14 protein-coding genes are annotated in these 17,799 nt (G+C 60.0%); 9 read left to right on the top strand and 5 right to left on the bottom strand.

The genetic code is table 11. The annotated features are described in order from the left end of the window. The first annotated feature begins 29 nt into the window (after positions 1 to 29). The 4 genes from QMK47_RS13105 to QMK47_RS13090 are packed head-to-tail and all read left to right on the top strand — an operon-like array spanning position 30 to position 5,174. Entirely contained in the window at positions 30 to 950 is a 921-nt protein-coding gene (locus tag QMK47_RS13105; protein WP_320390339.1) for a hypothetical protein, read from the top strand. Positions 951 to 969: 19 nt separating this feature from the next. After that, complete coding sequence (locus tag QMK47_RS13100) at positions 970 to 2,274, top strand: hypothetical protein (RefSeq protein WP_258690996.1); 1,305 nt, start codon at positions 970 to 972, stop codon at positions 2,272 to 2,274. Between the two features lie 3 nt (positions 2,275 to 2,277). Continuing rightward, on the top strand, positions 2,278 to 4,086 hold the full coding sequence (locus QMK47_RS13095; protein ID WP_320390338.1) for a hypothetical protein: 1,809 nt from the start codon (positions 2,278 to 2,280) through the stop codon (positions 4,084 to 4,086). A 32-nt stretch (positions 4,087 to 4,118) separates the two neighbouring features. Continuing rightward, the gene (locus tag QMK47_RS13090) at positions 4,119 to 5,174 is read left to right on the top strand and encodes a hypothetical protein (RefSeq protein ID WP_253473970.1); all 1,056 of its coding nucleotides are present in this window, start codon (positions 4,119 to 4,121) and stop codon (positions 5,172 to 5,174) included. Between the two features lie 229 nt (positions 5,175 to 5,403). Here the strand turns inward: QMK47_RS13090 and QMK47_RS13085 are convergent, their stop codons facing one another. From QMK47_RS13085 to QMK47_RS13070, 4 genes are all read right to left on the bottom strand, one after another. Then, positions 5,404 to 7,773 carry a hypothetical protein gene (locus tag QMK47_RS13085; protein ID WP_320390337.1) on the bottom strand — a complete coding sequence of 790 codons (2,370 nt, stop codon included), beginning with the start codon at positions 7,771 to 7,773 and terminating at the stop codon, positions 5,404 to 5,406. A 63-nt stretch (positions 7,774 to 7,836) separates the two neighbouring features. Next, entirely contained in the window at positions 7,837 to 8,586 is a 750-nt protein-coding gene (locus QMK47_RS13080) for an ABC transporter permease (protein ID WP_320390336.1), read from the bottom strand. Between the two features lie 7 nt (positions 8,587 to 8,593). Next, positions 8,594 to 9,595 (bottom strand): ABC transporter substrate-binding protein, encoded by a 1,002-nt coding sequence (locus QMK47_RS13075; protein ID WP_253473960.1) that lies wholly within the window; start codon positions 9,593 to 9,595, stop codon positions 8,594 to 8,596. Beyond that, positions 9,592 to 10,431 carry an ABC transporter ATP-binding protein gene (locus QMK47_RS13070; RefSeq protein WP_253473957.1) on the bottom strand — a complete coding sequence of 280 codons (840 nt, stop codon included), beginning with the start codon at positions 10,429 to 10,431 and terminating at the stop codon, positions 9,592 to 9,594. The genes QMK47_RS13075 and QMK47_RS13070 overlap by 4 nt, the downstream gene beginning before the upstream one ends. 134 nt (positions 10,432 to 10,565) lie before the next feature. Between QMK47_RS13070 and QMK47_RS13065 the strand changes: the two genes are divergently transcribed. Then, on the top strand, positions 10,566 to 11,309 hold the full coding sequence (locus QMK47_RS13065) for a GntR family transcriptional regulator (protein WP_253473954.1): 744 nt from the start codon (positions 10,566 to 10,568) through the stop codon (positions 11,307 to 11,309). 390 nt (positions 11,310 to 11,699) lie between these two features. Here QMK47_RS13065 and QMK47_RS13060 read toward each other — a convergent pair whose 3' ends face one another. Beyond that, positions 11,700 to 12,296: a TetR/AcrR family transcriptional regulator gene (locus tag QMK47_RS13060; RefSeq protein WP_253473951.1), complete on the bottom strand. Its 597-nt coding sequence runs from the start codon at positions 12,294 to 12,296 to the stop codon at positions 11,700 to 11,702. 510 nt (positions 12,297 to 12,806) lie between these two features. On the opposite strand from QMK47_RS13060, the gene QMK47_RS13055 reads away from it, so the two are divergent. From QMK47_RS13055 to QMK47_RS13040, 4 genes are all read left to right on the top strand, one after another. Beyond that, a complete protein-coding gene (locus tag QMK47_RS13055; protein ID WP_258690992.1) occupies positions 12,807 to 13,820 on the top strand; it encodes an SDR family oxidoreductase in 1,014 nt (337 codons plus the stop codon). Between the two features lie 81 nt (positions 13,821 to 13,901). After that, positions 13,902 to 15,422: a class I adenylate-forming enzyme family protein gene (locus tag QMK47_RS13050; protein ID WP_320390335.1), complete on the top strand. Its 1,521-nt coding sequence runs from the start codon at positions 13,902 to 13,904 to the stop codon at positions 15,420 to 15,422. Further along, the gene (locus QMK47_RS13045) at positions 15,412 to 16,023 is read left to right on the top strand and encodes an HAD-IB family hydrolase (protein ID WP_214511822.1); all 612 of its coding nucleotides are present in this window, start codon (positions 15,412 to 15,414) and stop codon (positions 16,021 to 16,023) included. Before QMK47_RS13050 ends, QMK47_RS13045 begins: the two co-directional genes overlap by 11 nt. Positions 16,024 to 16,026: 3 nt before the next feature. Continuing rightward, positions 16,027 to 17,790, top strand: coding sequence for an FAD-dependent monooxygenase (locus tag QMK47_RS13040; RefSeq protein WP_253473945.1), 1,764 nt, complete (start codon positions 16,027 to 16,029; stop codon positions 17,788 to 17,790). Positions 17,791 to 17,799 lie beyond the last annotated feature (9 nt).

Below are 17,799 nucleotides of genomic sequence, written 5' to 3'. Positions count from 1 at the left end.
TCACTCGGTACTTTTCAAAGGAATGACCTATGAAAACCAGTCTCTTGAACCGGTTGTTGCTGTTGATCCTGCTGTTCAGCCCGCCTCTGTTCGCCCAGGACAGCGGTGCCGTGTACTTCACCATGGGCGTGCACAACACCGAGGGCTGCAACGAACAGAACGGCAACTGCATCGCCAAGCGTGCCCCGGACGATCCTTCCGATCCGTTTTTCCCGGCGTTCTGGATCAGCGATTGGACCATGTACCGGGTGATGCACAACTATGAAAAAAACCCGCCGCCCTACAGCAATCCGCCCTCCACCCTGACCCCGGCGGACTACACCGTCTCTCGAGGGACCAGCTATTACGACACGGCCTATATCCCGGCCGATGGCGACGGTTTCGGTGCGATGATGGAGCACTATGAGAAGTACTGCCTGCCGATCTTCCCGATCAAGAACAACAACTACACCTGCTCCTTCGTGTCCCTGGGCAACAAGGCCTACTTCCTGACCTACCCGCAGGATCGCCCCAAGGACATGCCGGCCTGCTGCATGTTTTCGCCGATGAATCATCCGCCGCGGCAAGACTTCATCCAGCACCTGCCCTACAGCGCCGAGCGCAGCAAAAACCTCGACGGTAGCGTGCAGGCCTACGCGCTGGACCTTCAATCGCCGCAGGGTCCGATCCTGTTCGGCTATGCCTTCTACAAAAAGATGTCGGGGCAACCGCCCTACCGGCAGCCCCAATCGTTCTTTTTTTCCGGTGACACCAGCGTCGCCAATGCCCCCATCGTCAGCCAGAACTACACCAACTTCCGCATCGCCAAACCGGACCCTGCCCAGACCTGGGCGCAAGTGGCCGCGATGTGCCCGGCGAACCCACCGCCCTGCCAATTGTTCGAGCCACCGGCTTCACAGAGTAACGGGCAAAAAGCGCAGTGGAACAAGCTCATGCAGCGCAAACCCTGACCAATGACGAAGGATCGCCATGAACATTTCAATCCGCCTCACCGTGGTACTACTGGGCTTGGCGAACCTTCCAGCCCAGGCCTTGGAGCAATCCCAGGAGCAAGCCTTGCAACAGGCGCAGGCCACCAGCCTGAATTGCCAGCCCCCCAGCACCGCGCCAGCGGCCAACGCCAGCCAGGACCTGTTCGATCAATACAGCTGGCAGCTGTTCATCGCCGTGAACTGGCCCGCCCAGGCGGGGCAGCGCGGTGATCCCGATTGCAGCAAACAACCGGGAGACCCTGGCTACACCGTCTGGCAGACCTACAAGACCGTGGAAGAAACCTTCCTGCCACGGGGGGCCGATCCAGGTCCCTGGAACACCCCGCAGCTTGCCAAGAGCCTGGGCATCATCAACATCGCCGCGCTGAAGAACAGCTCCCAGGTGAATGCCGTCGACCAGGCCGTCGGCGGTTGGCTGATCGACCAGGCCGGCAACCCGACCTACTACGATATCTCGGCCAACGAGACCTCCTACAACTACATCGTCGCCAACCAGTTCTATAACGCCGATGTGGTTTCCAAAGCCAACAACATCAACTTTCCCTATGGGGTCATCGAGGTCAAATCGAGCTGGCGCATCCTCACCCCCAATGACAATGCCAGCCGCTACCTGACCATGCTTGCGCGCGTGGCCACGTTCGACGACCAAGGCCAGCGCACCGGCGTCACCGAGGCCTACCTGGGCCTGGTGGGGCTGCACGTCATCACCAAGGTGAACGGCTATGCGCAGTGGATCTGGTCGACCTTCGAGCAGATCGACAACGTTCCGCCCAAAACACGGGTGAACGGTGTATGGGTCGACCAGCCGACCTCCGGCACGGCCTATTCCTACTTCAACGCCAGCGCCCCGGCAGCCACGCTCAACCAGTCGCCCTGCGACTGGCAGACCCAGGGCGCGCACCTGGTCTGCGTGCCCAAGCCTGGCACCACCTTCCAGACCCCGAACCCGTTGAACCGCTTCACGCCGATCGCCGAGATCACCAACGAGGTCAACGCCCGTTACCGCAGCGACCCGGACCTGCAACGCAGCGTATTGAAGTACTACCAACTCATCACCACCCAGCGCCCGCTGATGCCGGACAACCCCAGCAACCCGCTGGGCCAGCCGACCCCCGCCCTTTCGGCCAACGTAACCATGGAAAGCTACATCCAGCCCAACAGCAGTTGCATGAATTGCCACTCCATGGCGACACCGGTCAAGAGTCCCTACAAATCCGACTACTCCTACCTGTTCAAATTCGCCAATTCGCCTGTCGGCAAAACCATCAAGGACGAGGAATAACTCATGAGTATCCTGAACGGACCACGGCTGAACTTCTGGGGCGGTATCCGCACAGACGTCAGCCTGCCGAACAACTCCCCGACCATTCCTTACGATGGCAACGATGACTGGCCGCTCTTCGACCTGACTACCTCGACCCTGGCACCGAGCGCCGAGTCCTACTCCGACGACCAGTTGAACAACATGATCAATGCCCCCACCGGCGACTACTACACCGCCGGTGGCTGGAATCACTACGGGCAGCATGTCGTCGACATGCAGAACGCCCTGATCAGCTCCCAGGGCATCCCCGGCAGCATCAACACCACCGGCGACCTGGTGGGCCAGGCCGTCTATTTGCTCGGTTCGGTGGACCCGGTGACCGGCCAGGGGCCCGTTTCCGGCCCGATGATGGTGGACCTGGACCCCACCGCCTCGACGACCACCCAAATCTTCGTCGGCGGCCTGCAAATCGGTGGCAACGACAACATCCAATTGCTGATCCGCAGCAATACCGTGTGCAGCAGTTTCGACGTGGCGGGACGTGTGCTGCTGCCGAAAAAAATGGACGCGCCGGGTTCTTTCCACGCCAGCGGCACGTTTCAACTGACCTTCCCCTTGAGCAGCATTGTCAGTTGGAACCAGAACAGCAGCGGCCTGCGCTCGATCATCCAGGCACCGGGCGCGACAGGCATCGTCCTGCGTTTCGTCATGTTCGAAATGTGCCCGACGATGACCACCGAACAACTGGACGCCGACTACGCCGCCGGCAAGTACACGCCCAACCCGAGCATCGGCCGGGTCATCGGCACACTGGCCCCGGCCTTCGCCGACGAGCCGCTGAACTGCCAGCCGGGCCGGCAACTGGTCAACCAGAGTACCGGCAATGCCGGCTATGCCGACCTGGACAACACCGGTTACCTGAGCATCGACATGGTGAACGTCATTCCGAAGGAAACCTTCCGCGCCGTCAGGGACGACATCACCAGCCCGATCGGCCCCAACGCCGATTACGGCACCGTGACCATCAGCGCCGGCGCCACCACCCTGACGACCCTGGAGCCGACCAGCCGCTTTTTATTCGACTACTACGTGTATGGCGGCATCGTCGACCTGCCCCTGACCGCCGACCAGCTACAGGCAGTACGCACCTCTGCCTTGGCGATCAACGCACCGGGCAAGGTCGCCGGCACCACGTTGCAAGCCACCGAGTCGACCTATCGGATCTATGCCGACCAGCGCAACGTGTACCTGGAGGACTACCCCAACGGCCTGTCGATCACCCTGCAGGTCAGGTACCTGGGCGGGGCGGTCCCCAGTACGACCGAAATCGGCCTGCAAGCGGCGGCTCCCGCTGTCTACGATCAACCACAATATTGGGACTTCCTCGACTTCCCTGATTCGTTGACCGTCGGCAGTGGCGAGCTGTCTGTCAGCTTTCCCGTCACCGTCAAGCCGGGCAGCGCCGCCCAGGCCGGTTTCGTCGCCCTGACCTGCACGGCCAATGGCCTCGACAGCAGCGCTTACTTCACCAACTTTCGCAAGTACGCCCAGACCGACTTCGGTATTCCCCAGGGCACCACCATCACCTGGCCGCTGATGTACCCCAACGTGCTGCGCTTTCACTACCTCGCGTTCCCCGCCATGTCGCGCTATATCCCGCTGAATCAGCCCGACGCCGTCATGGGCGCCAAGAACCCCATCCTCGCCCGCACCTCGGACGTCTACAAAGGCACCACGCTGTTCATGCCCGTGGTGCGCTCGATGTCGCCCTGCCAACGGGCGTTGCTGCGGGCCTATCTCACCGGTGAACCGTGGCAGCCGCCGCAATGACCGTATCCCCTTCTCATTCACGGAGAGAGCCTATGCCCGTTCCCCTTCAGATCCCCGCACACCCTGGGGAAAGCCTGCGCCCCAGCACCCTGGTCGCCGAGGACTTGCTGAACCCTCGCGGCCTTTGCCTGCAAGCCGATGGCAGCCTGCTGCTGACCGAAGCAGGCTCGGGGTTGCCCGACCAACCCTTCAGCGGTCGTATCAGTCGACTGCGACCGGATCCGCAGCGGCCCGGCACCTACCTGCCCCGCGAAACCCTGGCGCAAGGGTTTCGCGCCATGAACATGCAGGCGCGCATGCTGCGCGATGAAATCATGGGGGTGTCGGACATCGCCTGTGGTGATGGACGCTGTCTGGTCAGCCAGACCGATTACGTCGCCGGTTCCAAACTGCTGGACCTGCAATTCACACCGCCCGAACCGGTCTTTCATAGCCGTGGCAACCTGAATGCGCTGTGCTACCACCCGACCCGCCGCAGTTGGCTGGCCGTCAAGCCCGATACCAATCAGTTGGTGGAGTTCGTCACAGGCCAGGAAGAGCGCGTGCTGGCCCAACTGCCCGAACTGGATCAAGGCCAGGAAGCCGTTCCCGTGACCCTGGTGTACGAACCGGCGACAGACGCCGTGCTGATCAGCCTGTTCTCGGGCGAGCTGCACGGCGACCCGAGCCGCAAGGGCATCGACTTCGCCGAGAAGGCCGGCCAGGTGATCCGGGTCTGGCCTGCCAGCGCCAGGATCGACATCCTGATTCGCGGCCTGCAACTGCCCACCGGGCTGGCGCTGCGCCCCAACGGCCAGCTGCTGGTGCTGGAACTCTGCGAGCGCCTGCAACAACCGCTACTCCCTGACTGGAACGGCGAACCCCTGCATGGCGGCTTTACCCGGTTCAGTGGGCGGCTGCTGAGCTGCGACTTGCAAACCGCCCAGGTCACCGTGCTCGCCCGCGACCTGGATACCCCTTCCAACCTGTGCCTGTTACCCGACGCGGTACTGGTCAGCGAAGGCATGGGGCTGGTCGGGCGGCCACTGCCTACGCCAGATGGAAGCGCGGTGCCGTTACGCGGCAGACTTCGTCGAGTGCAGCTCTGACAAAAACACCGGCCGGGGGCAGCAACGGCGATTGCCGGGCTTCCTCAGGCTTGCTGGGACTGTCGGGGTTTTGCGCGAAACGTGGCCAGGGGTCGCCCCCGCTGGGCCCTGTAGGAGCTGGCGAAGCCTGCGATCTTTTGATCTTGATCTTTCGCTTGAGATTCAAGTGGCTGGGGAAAGATCGCAGCCTCGTTGCACTCGACAGCTCCTACACAGCTCAACACAGCTCCTACAGAGTCAGGAACAGTGCCGAGGTCCAGACCCGTGATTGATCCCGCTGGCGGGCGCAGATGAACAACGGGTGTTCACGACCTGGCTCAAGACCCAACCGGGCAAGTTCGATTGTCCCTTGCAACTCACGGGGCAGCGCTGCGGCGGTCACCCGTTCCAGGGACACCTTCAACTCCGCGCCCGGCAACTCTTCGACCACTTGCGATTGCGCCAACAATTGTTCGCCGGACAGCGCCATCAACACCGTCGGCGCGTGTACGTAAGGTTGCGGTTCGGACGGGTCGCCGACCTTGACGTAGTTGTCGATACGACTGTGGACCTGCAGCGTCGCGCCGGCCAGTTGCGACAGGTCGATTTCGATGCTGTCGGTATCGCCGTTGGTGTCGGTGCGAAATGCCAGGACCGTCGCATCCTTGCGCCATACGGTCTGCTCGGGATGGTCGAGGCCCAACGCGCGGAAGCCATTGATGACCGCGCCCGTGATGCGGATTTCGCCGGTCCAGTAGGCGCCGCGATAACGGTCCTTGATCCGTGCGCCCCCCAGGCGCAGGCGAATGCGTTGCGTGCTAAAACCCAGCTCCTGATGCAGGTTGCGCGACCAGATCAGCTTGTCGCCATCGAACAGATCGACCTGCTCCCAGCCCGCCTCGCCCAGCAGTCGATAGTCCAAGGTTGCATTCGAATCAGCAGTGAAGACTTCACCCATGAAGTGCCTGCCCTGACGCAAGCTGGCGAACGAACGTTCGCCTGTCGTGGCAAACGTGCGGCGGGCGCGCAAGGCCTTGCCAACACTGGCGCGGTCGAAAGCCTCGGCGACAACGCCGGTCAGCCCGCCACGGGAACCGAACACCGCCGTGGCCGGCACGCCGCCACCGCAGCGGCCCTGGTGTTCATCGCTGTTCGCCGCGGCGCCCACCCGATAACCACGCTGCAGCGCTTCGGCGTAGACCCAATGGAACTGGCCCCAGGCCGAACCGACCTCGATCAGCCGCTCGAGCTCCGGGTGATGCCAGTCGAGGTTGCAACGGCGCCCGCCGACGTGGGGCATCATCAGATGGCCTTCGGGGTCCTTGGCATAGGCGGCGTACAACTCGTCCACCGGCCAGGCGCCCGGCTTGATGGTGCCGGCGGTGAACTCGTTCCATTCGAAGGAGCGCACCAGCCGCCCCTGGTTGTCGAAGGGGAACTCGGGCTTGCGGTCATGCAGGAACACCACGTTGCGGTCGCCGCCGGCGCAAGAATTGCCGCACCATTCGGTGCCGGGATAACAAACAAATCGCCCCGGTTCGTTGAGTTCGTGGATCAGCTTGACCGCCTGGTCCCAGCGTTGCTCGGTGATATTGAAGTCGTTGGCGGTGTAGCCAAGTACATCGAGCCCGGCGACATCGCGACCGTAGCTGAGGTTATAGAGGGTGTCGTTGGTGCCCACCGTGTCATCGGAATGCACATGCAGGTCGGCGTAGAGCGGGCGCAACGCTGTACCGGCCGGGTCGACGGTAACAAAGGCCTGGGCGCCGTCGATAAAAGGCTCTGCCACCTTGGCGGACAAACGCCACTCGCCCACGGCCCCAAGATCAAGCCCCTCGAGCCGGGCCGTGGCCCAACCTTCGGCCGCCAACGTGAACAGCTGTTGGCGCTCGTTGCCTTCAGGATCCACAAGGGTCAAGACACCGTTGAGCGGCAAGTTTCGGCAGGTGTTGCCCCAGGCATCGTCCACCCGCAACAGGACATCGAACGCCTCACCGGCACTGACCAATCGAGGCATGATCAACTGCACGCTCCGCGCCGGTCCCGGCACGATGTCCAGCAAGGGATCACCCGGCACCTCGGCAAATTTCGAGCTGCCCAACGGGTCGATGAACAGACGGAAACGGAAGTCCTTCTCGACGAAACTCTGCACCCGCGTCCCCGCCCCGCCCTGGCGTCGGTCGCCCAGACGAATGATGACTTTGTCGCCGGGGTTCAGGTAACCGTCGATGATGTCGATGATGATCGCTTTCTGGAACGGCCGTTCATGGCCCTTCTGGTCGAAGCGCACTTTCAAGTGCTGCACCGTGGCCTGGCTCTGGCCGGGCACCCGTTCACCGGCCTGGTATTCGGCGCTGACGTAGTTGGGGCCAGCCGGGTTCGAGGTCTGGAACAAGGCCCAGTCGGAGTAGAACTTGAAGGCCAGCTTGAGCCAGGCACCGTCGGCCAGGCCGCTGCCACCGACCTCGTAGACTAGGGTGATCTCATCCCACTGCCCGGCGACCAGCGTGTCACGGTCACAGTGGACGCTGCCCAGGAACGGACGTTTCTTGTTGCGCTCGTACAGGCCTTGCGGGGCGATGTAATGCCCGGCTTCGCGGGGATCGAAAACGTTACTCACATGACACCTCGTGCAGTGGTCCACTGAAGGTTTGAAAGGGGGACGAAGACAAGCAGGCAGCGCTTATTGCACGCGCCATTTCTGGTAGTGACGCTCGATGCGCCGGAATACAAAGCTCTCCATCAGCCAGGCAATCAGGCCGATCACGACAATGCCCAGCAGCACCTGGCTGCTGTTGCCGATCTGGCCGCCTGTGGAGACCATCCAGCCGATGCCCTGGGAGGCGCCGATCATTTCCGCCGCGACCAGTGCCCGCCAGCCCTGGCTGAAGCCAATGCGCAAGGCGGCGGTCACGAACGGCAACGAGGCCGGCAGGTAGACGTGGGCCAACAGTTGCCAGGCGTTGGCACCCAAGGTGCGTGCCGCGCGGACTTCACCGCCGCGAATACTCTGCACGCCCTCCTGGATGGTCACCGCCATGGGGAACATCGCAGCAATGAAAATCACCAGCACGATGGACACATAACCCAGGCCGAAAATGATCATGATCAGCGGCGCCCAGGCAATCGGCGGGATGGCCATGAACAGGCTGTTGAGCGGCGAGATAAAGTCGCGAAAACGCGAGGACAGGCCAGCGCCAGTGCCCAGGGCAATCGCAACGATCACCGCCGCGCAAAAGCCGCCCACCTCTTCAAGCACACTGGCCCGCAGGTGTTGCCACAACGAACGGTCGCCCAGCCAGCGCACCGCCTCGCGGGCAACGTCCCAGGGCTGCGGCAGGATGTAGCTGGGAAAGCGGCCCGCCAGGGCGATCCAGATCAACAGCAGGAATGGCAGCGACGCCCATCCCCAATTCGGTTTTGGCAAGGACATGACGGACTCAGTGCGCGGCTTTTTCGAGGTAGGAGGTATCCACGATCTGATCAGTCTTGAGCGTGGTCTCGATAAAGCCCAGGTCGTGGGAGTAATCCATCAGGCGTTGGATGAACTGGATGTCCGACGCCTGTAAATCCGCCGACCAGCCCAGCCGGGTACGGGCCTGGGCGACGATGGCGTCCGGGGCGATGGTCTTGCCGTCAGTGCCTTGCACCGCTTCAAGCTTGAAGGCCTCGGCGATGAGCCGGTTGGACTCGGCGGGATGCTCATTGAGGAAGGCGATGGCCTTGCGATGGGCCCGCAGCAGCTTCACCACATCATCCGGGCGCTCCTGCAAGGTTTTCGGCAGGGCGATCACCACGTACCACGGGTACTGGGGCAGCGCCTGGTTGACGTCCAGCAGGATCCGGCTCGAGCCACGCAACACCGATTGGCTGACGAAGGGCTCCCAGGAAAATGCCGCGTCGACGACACCGCGTTCCAGGGCCGCGTTCATGTTGCCCGGCGGCATGTCGATGATGTCCAGGTCCTTGTCAGGATCGAGCCCGGCCTTCTCCTTCAGGACATAACCGCGCAGCAGCACATCCATGCCGCTGCCCTTCTTGACCCCGGCCAGTTTCTTCCCCTTGAGCGCATCCAGGCTGGTGATCGGACTCTTGGCGTCGACAATCACTGCAGCCTGACCGTAGTTGACCTTCGCCAGGATCCGGCTTTGCAGACCGCGAGAAAACCACTGGTACACCGGCGGCGTACCGACGTAGGCCACATCCAGTTCACCGGCGGCCAGTGCCTGCTGGATCACCGGGCCATCGCCCAACGCCTTGAGGTCGATGTTCAAGCCTTCCTCGCGGTAGTAACCCTGTTTGTCGGCGATCAGCGCCGGGGCGTTGGCCATGGCGAAGACGTACCCCACACGCAAGGGTTTCTCCTCGCCCGCCACGGTGAATGCGCTGCCTGCCAACGTGGCAGCAGACAATGTAAAGGCAAGCAGCGAACGTTTGATCATGCTGTCAGCTCAAGTCGAGGGGTGGGGTGAGCAATGGCCTGGGACGCGTCCATCACCTGGGCAATGCGCGTCATCAGTTCATTGCGGTAATCCAGGAAGGCCGGCAGGCGGCGGGTTTGCAGGTTGCTGCGGGGGCGCGGCAGGTGGATCTCCAGCTCGCTATGAATACCGCCCGGCGCGATGTTGAGCACAACGACCCGATCGGCCAGGAACACCGCTTCGTCGATGTCGTGGGTGATGAACAACACCGTCTGGCCCAGTTCGGCCCAGATGCGCAACGTCTCTTCGTTCATGCTGTTGCGGCTGATCGCATCGAGCGCGGCGAACGGTTCGTCCATCAGCAACACGCTAGGCTCCAGTGCCAGGGTCCTGGCCAGGGAAACGCGCTGTTGCATGCCGCCGGACAGCTGGTGCGGCAGCCGATGCGCCGCATTCTCCAGACCGACCAGGCGCAGGTACTGCAACGCCTGGGCGCGCTGCTGGGATGCGTCGGTGCGGGCACTCATCCGCAGACCGAAACGGACGTTTTCCAACGCGCTCAACCAGGGAAACAGTTGCGGTGCCTGGAACACATAGCCCAATTCCGAACGCTCCGGACGTACCGCTGTCTGGTTGATCGTGATACGGCCGCTTTGCGGTTGCACGAACCCCGACAACAAGTTCAGCAAGGTGGTTTTGCCACAACCCGATGGCCCCAGGATCGCGACGAACTCGCCAGGCTTGGCATTCAGGCTGAAAGCGAAAAACACGGGGTGCCCATTGGGGTAACTGAAGCTGATGTCATCGACCCTCAGGGCATCGGCTTGCGGCTGTGCGTAAGGAAAGGTTTTGAGCATGGCAAGTGTCGTCAGGTCGTTTACAATGGGAATGCCTGACATAATACGTATTAATACAAGTAGTCCCAATAACCTATTTTTATAACCTTAGAAGTGAAGGCACCCTGCCCCGCTCAAGGCCATGGAAGCTGACTGTGTCCACGTCCATTCTTCGCGACAGCACCACCTCGCTCTACGAACAGATCGCTCATCAGTTGTTGGAGGAAATCCAACGTGGCGACTACGAACCCAGCGGCAAGCTGCCGTCCGAGGCACAGTTGGGCGAACGGTTCGGGGTGAGCCGCGTCACGGTTCGCCTGGCGGTGGGCAAGCTCAGCGACGACGGCGTGGTGGAGCGCAAACAAGGCAAAGGCACCTTCGTGGCGGCCAAGCAGGTACGCCACGGCCTGGATGCGTTGCGCAGTTTTCATGAGGCGTTGTTGCTGCAAGGGCTGCAACCGAGCATGCAGGTGGTCAGCCATGCCCTGCAGCCCGTTCCAGAGACCCTGCGGGGTTTGTTTGAGGAAGCAGACGACTGCCTGCTCCTGGAGCGGCTGCACTTCGTCGATGACGAACCCATCGCGTTGGGACGCAGCCACTTACCGGCAGCGCTGGCCAGCGTGGCCTGGGCTGAAGTCGAACATCAGCCGATCTACTCCATTCTCGAGTCGATTACCGGCCTGGCGGTCACCCGTGCCGACCTGGCGATCCGTGCGCAGGAAGCCGACAAAAGCCTGGCCAGCGCGTTGCAGGTCAAACGCGGCGCCGCGCTGCTGGTCATGGAGCGCACGTCCTATTTTGCCGACGGCCGCTGCTGCGACCGCACGACGTTTTTCATCCGCCCGGAACGCTATGCCTTCATCCTCAGCGGTGTTTTCAAATCGAATCCGAGCAGTTAAAAAAATCAGGTTTGGCCCTAACCCAACATCGCTGCCAGCTGGACCACCGCAATCGCGAGCAGGCTCGCTCCCACAGGGGATCCGGGGTGTTTATGAACATTGAATTCAGCGCTGGACCATTGTGGGAGCGAGCTTGCTCGCGATGACGGTGGCACAGTCAATATTGATGCAAGCTGACCCACCGCTTTCGCGAGCAAGCTCGCTCCCACAGGGGATCTGGGGGGGGGTATGAACGTTGCATTCAGCGCTGGACCATTGTGGGAGCGAGCTTGCTCGCGATGACGGTTGTACGGTCAATATCGATTCATGGGACCGTCGATCCAGGCAGCGGTATTAGCGAACCAGATGCTGGACACCCGTCGCGGGCCTATCAGCAAGGAGAGCGGAGGACTACAGGGGTTCTGCAGTCTGGATGAGCGAGTTCAACACCAGCTTGATTTCAATAGCCGGGTCTTTATGCCCTTGCAATATCAGGCCTTCCGCCAGGGCGGTGAAGGTCTTGGCAAGCGCGGCGTAGGCCAGCGGCGGCTTCTTGCCAGCGTGATTGAATATGATGGTAATCAACTTGCCCAAGGCCTCGCTGTTTTCCTCATGCAAGTCGTAGTAATGCGGCGAGAATTCTTCATCGCGCAAGGCGATCAATTGCAACTCGGCATCGAGGATCGCACAGCGGGTATTGTTCTTCAGCGTATCGATATAGGCATTCAAGCCGTGGCTCAACTGCTCCGCCGAATATCCCGATGCCAGGGTCGTACTCAGTCGGTCGATCTCAACTCGCTTGAAGCGTTGAGTCAATTGCAGCAGCAAGTCCGATTTACTTGAAAAATTTGAGAAAAAGGCGCCTTTGGAAAAGCCCGCCTCTTCGGCGATAACGTTGACACTGGCGGCATGAAAGCCCTTTCGGATCATCAGCTCAGTGGCTGTGTCGAACAATTTGTCTCTTGTTACTTGCTGGCTCTCTTCTCGACCTAGTCTCTTTTTAATCACGCCCTCGGCTCCTTTGGCCAAACAAGATAGCTATGTGTAACTGAATGCAACGAATCGATTACTCACTGTACGGAACCCGTTTTCGCCATCATATCTTATACGCGCCCTGTTCAATCATTTACATTTTAACTTTCAAAAAATGCCATGTATGTGCCACGTAGTTGGAACAGCCGCAAAGGCACCCTAGATGGGCTGCCGGCCACCGTTTTTGCCGGGACAGGAGTGAATCACAGTCTTCGTTTCGCTCTCCTTGATGAGTCCTTGCCGTCCCTTTGAGCGGCCAAACCGGAAATTTTCCTGCCCTCGACCATGCACCGGAGCCTGAAAAAACGTGCGCGAAGCCCGATGCAGAGCCATCAGCTCGTCGATCCGACGAAATACCACTTGATTTTCAGATACCGAATGGTTTTTACTTGCGCCGTTGGTGGAGCCCAACGCCTGATCAGCGCATCGAGTCAGTGACACCACTCTCGATGCAATGCCAGGTCACCTCACAGGAGCGGGATTTTAATGGAATATGCCTTCGTTACAGGCGCTACTGGCCTGCTCGGGAATAATGTCGTTCGTGCGCTGTTAAAGCGGAACATCAAAGTAAAAGCGTTGGTTCGTTCCGTAGAGAAAGCCAGGAAACAGTTCGGCAGCCTGCCCGTGGAGTTTGTCGAAGGCGACATGCTCAATGTCGAGGCCTTCGCCCACGCCCTGCAAGGCTGTGATGCCCTGTTTCATACGGCGGCCTATTTCCGCGACAGTTACAAAGGCGGGAAACATTGGCAAAAACTGTATGACACCAATGTGACCGGCACCGAGCGCTTGTTGCAAGCCGCTTATGACGCCGGTATCCGTCGTGCAGTCCACACCTCTTCCATTGCCGTATTGAAGGGCAATCGGGATCAAGTAATCGATGAAACCATGTCTCGCAGTGAACTGGAGGCTGACGATTACTACTTGAGCAAAATATTGTCCGAACAGAAGGTCCAGCAATTCCTGGCCCAGCACCCGGACATGTTTATCGCCATGGTCCTGCCCGGGTGGATGTTCGGCCCCGGCGATATCGGCCCTACTTCCTCAGGACAGTTCCTGCTCGACTTTGTCGGACAAAAATTGCCCGGTGTACTTCCCGGCAGCTTTTCCGTTGTCGATGCCCGGGATGTGGCCGAGCATCAAATCGCAGCCATCACCCGTGGCAGGTCCGGCGAGCGCTACCTGGCGGCCGGCAATCACATGGACATGAAGAGCATTTTCCAGGCGCTGTCCAGCGTCAGTGGCATAAAAGCCCCAGAGCGAAAAGTGCCTCTGTTCATGCTGCGAGTCATCGCGCTTATCTATGAAGGTTACTACCGGATCACCAAAAAACCGGTGCTCATCAGTACCTCCACGGTCAAGCTCATGGAGCAAGAACAGGGCCGTACTCATTTCAGCCATAACAAAAGTTCACGGGAGTTGGAGTGCAAGTTCCGCCCTGTTGCTGAAACCCTGACCGATACCCTGGATTGGTATCGGATTAACAACTACACAGATGCTTAATTGAAACAATTCATATATAGCCTGCCTCTGTAGTACTTTTTTTGACTAGCCATATACCCAAGGATTGAGAGAGGTTGGTAAATGAAAAGCCCTTCATCTAAAGAAGGTTTTCTGCATCGCTTTGTCGGTTTTTCGGAATCGTTCCCCGAGCAAGTTGCTATTCGGCATCTGGACACGGAAGAAGATACCGTTACTTACCGAGAGTTGCACATCAAGGCTGAACAATGCAATGGCGCTCTTACAGCGCTTGGTGTATTGCCTGGCGACAAAGTAGCGCTGGTGCTGCCCAATGGGGTGGCATTCATCGCTTACTACTTGGCGATCATCGGGCGAGGTGCCATTCCGGTCATCCTCAACTACAAGTTGACCCCCTTCGAAATGGCCAATGTCGTCAGCCTCGCCAGGCCGACGCTCGTGGTCACGACCGAAGCGCTATGGGTGCAACACAGTGAGGTATTCCAGGCTGACAACGGTGTCAGGCACTCCCTGGTGCTGGATGGTGGGAGCGAGCCGTCATCGTCCCTGCCCGCCAACGCAACGACCCTCTCTCAACTACCTTGCCAGATCGAACCCTTGGTGTTGCCCGAGGGCAATCCGATCGTCTCGGTACAATTCACCTATCGTGGCATCGGCAGGCCCCTGGCGGTTTCTCACCGTTATCTCGACCTGACGCAATCAAGCGACGGGCTGCATGAGCACTTTCATCTGCAAGGCGTTGGATCCGTTCATCTGGTGACGCTGCCGCTGTATGCCATCTTCGGCCTGTCCGTGATGATGGTGTTTCCCTTGAGCATTGGCGCCACCCTGCTGATGACCAACACCCTGCTCAATCGAGACCTGGCTGAAGTCCTGTCCGAGCATCAGGTCACCTTCGCCTGCCTGGTGCCCGACGTCATTCGCTACTTCAATACACGCCTGGCCAAGCGCAAAGGCGCGCTGTTGCCGCTGCACCCGCAACTGATGATTTACTCGGGTGGCAGCCATCTGCCGGCCGATGAAGCCGAGAAACTGGGGAGGTTGCTGGGCTGCAATCCGGTGCTGCAGGGCTATGGATTGACCGAAAGCATGCCCGTGATCGTCCAGAGTTCGATTGGCACGGTCCACCGTGGCGCCATGGGCCAGCCGATCAGCGGTGTGGAACTGCGCATCGTCGATGCCCAGGGCCAGGACGTAGCGCCTGGGCGTATCGGCGAATTGCTTATACGCGGCTCGATGGTGATCGACGGCTATAACGATGCCGAGGACACCAATGCGCGGTTCTTCCGCGATGGCTGGTTCCACAGCGGTGACCTGGTCTGGCAGGACGACGATGGGCATGTGTTTTTCTATTGCCAACGCCTGCGAATTTCGAAGATCAAGGCGCAGATGGTCGACCTGGTGGAAATCGAATCCGTCGCCCTCAAGCACCCCGACGTGGTGCGCGCCAAGGCTTATATCGTCCCGGACCACAAGGAAGTCAACGTGCTGCACCTGTGCGTCGAAGGGACCGGTGAGCTGACCCAGAACGCGCTGTCCACCCTGCTTTCGCGCTACTTATCGGGCTTCAAGCTGCCCAAGACCATCGAGATTACTTCTCTCAAGGAAAAGGCACATGCACGCTAATAGCACACAACCGGTCCTGGCCGTTTTCGACTTCGACGGCACATTGACCGACCGGCACACGTTCTGGCGCTACATGCGCTTTATCGTGGGCACCCGCTCGTTCTGGCTGCGGATCATTCCCCTGCTGCCCAAGATGCTCAGCGTGATCATCGGCATCACCCCGCTGATGCAAGCACGGCTGGCGTTCATTGCCTGCTACCTGGGCGGCCTGTCGGTGGAGCAAGAGCGCGAGCACGCCAAGTATTTCATCAGCGAGCTGCTGCCGCTCTGGCTCAGGCCCGAGGCGATGCGGCGGCTGCAATGGCATCAGTCCATGGGGCACGTCACCGCACTGGTGAGCAATTCGCCGGAGAACTACCTGATCCCCTGGGGCCAGGCCGCAGGTTTTGACTATGTGTGCGGCACACGCCTGGCAACGGCAAAGAACAAGCTGACCGGCGGAATATCCGGTACCAACTGTGTAGAGCGAGAGAAAGTCACGCGGCTCAAGGGCTGCTTGAGCAACCTTGATGATTTTTACATTTATGCCTACGGCGATTCATCAGGCGACGATGCCCTGCTCAGCATTGCCAACTCTCCCTTCTACAGAAACTGGTACTGATCGATGAACACTCTGAGCACGTTGGCCCCCAAGCATTTCAAGCGACCTGGCAGCGCCCCGACCGTCATGATCGTCGGTGCCGGTCCTGTTGGCCTGTCCCTGGCAATCCTGTTGAAGAAATGGGGCGTGTCGTTCCGCATCATTGAAAGGAACGCCGGTCCCTCGACGGCGACCAAGGCGATGGCCATCCATTCCCGGACCCTGGAAATCTTTCGGGACCTGGGCGTTGCCGAGCAAGCCATCAGCGACGGCTTCACGATCAACCAGTTTTCGGTGCAGTCGAATGCCAAGCGGGTACTGAACTACAACTTCTCCTACCTGGACGCGCCCTATCCCCTGCTGCTGAGCCTGCCACAGCCGCAAACGGAGAAAATTCTCCTGGAGCGGCTCAAGGCGCTGGGTGCCGAGGTGGAGTGGAATACCGAACTGGTGGACATCGAAAACCTGCCGGGCTCGGTGAGCATGACGCTCAAGCATGCCGACGGCACCGACGAACACTTCACCAGTCGTTGGGTGGCCGCGTGCGACGGTGCTCGCAGCAACATCAGAAAACGCCTGGACATGACCTTCGAAGGCTCGTCCTACGACCGCTTCTTCATGCTCGCCGATGCCGATATCGAGTGGTCCGGAAGCAAGGATGAGGGCGCATTCTTCCTGGGTGCGCAGGACGGTTATGTAGCCGTTGCACCGATCAGTGCTCAATCGCGTTATCGGTTGTTCATCGAAATGCCCTACAACCTGCCGCCAGAAGGCGAGCGCCCATCCTTGAGCCTGGAAAACTTCCAGCGCTTGTGCGAAGGGCGCGGGCAAAAGATGACGCTGTCCAACATTTCATCGACCACCATCGCCTCCTTCCAGCATCGCCGCGTGCAATCGATGCAACAAGGCTCCGTGTTTCTGCTGGGGGACTCGGCGCATATCGGCAGCCCCATCGGTGGCCAATGGATGAACCTGGGGGTTTCCGAGGCCTACAACCTGGCCTGGAAAATGGCCTATGTCGATCAGGGCCTGGCGAATCCGTCCTTGCTCGACAGCTACAACGAAGAGCGCTACCCGGTTGCCCTGGAAGTCGAGAACACCGCACACCGGCTGACGGGGCTGATTACAGTCCAGCGTCGCGCCCTGGTGTGGCTTCGCGACAACGTCCTGCCGCTGTTGAGCAACCGCAAAAAGGCCCAGCGCAAACTGCCATCGATGATTTCCGGTCATCAATATCACTATGAGAAAAGTGACTACATTCAAGAATCGCTGACGAAGAAGCAGCGCAAGAACTGGAGCAAGAAAGGAAAAAAACCCGAGTTCCAGACCGCACCGCCTCGCGCCGGGCAACTGGCGCCCGATGTCGAACTGTGGCAACTGCAAGGGATGCCAGCAAAACGCTTGATCGACTTGTTCCACGGGACATTCACGCTGTTGATTTTCAGCGCGGCCGATCAGTTTTCGCCGTTGTTGCCAGGCTACTACACGCTGGCCAAGTCGGTGGAAAAGGACTACCCAGGCATCAAGGCCTACTGCGTGATCGACGCCCTGAGCAGCGCCGGCCTGCCGGCTTGGCACTCGACGTTGCTGGACCCCGATTGGCGACTGCATAAGCGTTATCACGCCAAGGAAGGCACGATGATGCTGATTCGCCCTGACGGCTATATCGCTTTCCTCGGCGCCGATGCAATAACGCTGATGACGTATCTGAATGTAAGGTCCGGGTTACTCAAGGGCGCCAGAAAAACAATGTCTTGCGAGACCGAAGCAGTGGAACTCCAACTTTAAGTCGCTCCA

This window comes from Pseudomonas sp. P9_35 (genome assembly GCF_034008205.1).
Classification (GTDB): Bacteria; Pseudomonadota; Gammaproteobacteria; order Pseudomonadales; family Pseudomonadaceae; genus Aquipseudomonas; species Aquipseudomonas kilonensis.
The sequence above is the reverse complement of the archived record's forward strand: the minus strand, read 5'-3'. Positions and strand labels throughout refer to the sequence as shown.